The 1514-nt window shown below is 60.6% G+C and carries 1 protein-coding gene; it reads left to right on the top strand.

The window, feature by feature from the left end; genetic code table 11:
- The first annotated feature begins 198 nt into the window (after positions 1-198).
- Positions 199-1359 (top strand): helix-turn-helix domain-containing protein, encoded by a 1161-nt coding sequence (locus NKJ12_RS32015; RefSeq protein ID WP_352707704.1) that lies wholly within the window; start codon positions 199-201, stop codon positions 1357-1359.
- The last annotated feature ends 155 nt before the right edge of the window (positions 1360-1514 follow it).

The raw sequence follows: 1514 nt of genomic DNA, 5'->3' as shown, positions 1-1514 counted from the left end.
CTCCACCCCCCGTCGATCACAATCTGCGCCCTTCCCTATCTTTCCCCCCCCCCCCCCCCCCCACCCCCGACACCAACGAAACCGCAAAACAATGACGGGGTCAGTTCTTCGTTTCGCCCCAGGGGTCAAATCCTCACTTCGCTTGACAACCACCATGAGGCATATATTTCCTGGGAGGAGTTCGAGAGGAATCAGCACTTGATCGCCGACAACGCCAACGGCAAGAGCTACCTTGGGCGCGGGGCGATCCGCCGCGGAGAAGCCTTGCTGCCAGGCCTATTGCGCTGCGCACGCTGCGGCCGTCGATTGCATGTCGCTTACAGCGGCAAAGGCGGAAACACCCAACGTTACGTCTGTCGCGGCACCTTCAGCGACAAGGCCGTCGACAACTGCATCCGCTTCGGCGGTATGCGGGTTGACCGGGCAGTCGTCCAGGAGGTTCTCGGTCGACTGCAGCCGCTCGGCATCGAGGCGGCGCTGGCTGCCATGGAGGTGCAAGGCCAGGAGCATAGTGACAAGCGACAGCAGGTCGAGAATGCTTGCCGGCAGGCCCGGTACGAGGCGGAGCGTGCACGCCGCCAATACAATGCGGTCGATCCCGAGAACCGGCTTGTCGCCGGCGAACTCGAGCGACGCTGGAACGAGAAGCTGACCCACCTGGGCGAGCTTGAGGAGGAGCTGGACCGCTTGGCCCCGCTGCAAGCACCAACGGTCTCCGCCGACGATCGTGCAAGGCTGATGGCTCTCGGGAAGGACCTCGCCCAGGCATGGGACAGTCCGGGCGCTTCGAACGAGACGCGCAAGAAGATCATTCGCTTGTTGGTCAAGGAGATCATTGTCGATGTCGTGGACGATAGTCTGGCGCTCATCATCCATTGGCAAGGTGGCGATCACACACGTCTCATCGTGAAGAAGAACAAGGTCGGGCAAACCCGCTGGACGATCGAAGGCGATACCCTTGATCTTGTTCGGGTACTGGCCCGCCAGATGTCGGATCTGTCCATCGCCGCCATCCTCAATCGCGCCGGCAAAAGGACAGGGAAGGACAATAGCTGGACGCGTAGTAGGGTGTGCAGTCTTCGCAACACCCATGGCATTGCGCCATACCGCGACGGCGAACGTGCGGAGCGTGGCGAAGCAACGCTCGACGAAGCCGCGGGGATTCTCCAGGTCAGCCCGTCGACAGTTCGTCGCATGGTCAACCGCGGCACGTTGGCAGCGAATCAACTATGCAAGGGGGCACCCTGGATCATTCACCTCTCGGATATCGAGAATGATGCCGTTCGGCGTGAAGCTGATGCGCGGCGATCACGGCGTCCGGCGTCTCATGATCCGCGCCAAAATGTCCTTAATTTATAAGGCGATCGACAGATGAGCAGTATATCGCACCGCCGTCGGAGCCTGCAAAGAGGGCGTTCTTGCGGTTGAGCGCGAAGACCGATTCATTATGCACCTCCTTTTCAAATGGCGGAAAACAGCGATTCCTGGTTGTCGTCGTGGATGCGATGCGGAGT

Source organism: Mesorhizobium sp. M0195, assembly GCF_040322115.1.
Taxonomy (GTDB): domain Bacteria; phylum Pseudomonadota; class Alphaproteobacteria; order Rhizobiales; family Rhizobiaceae; genus Mesorhizobium.
Note: the sequence above shows the minus strand (reverse complement) of the source record. Positions and strands in the feature narration are given on the sequence as shown.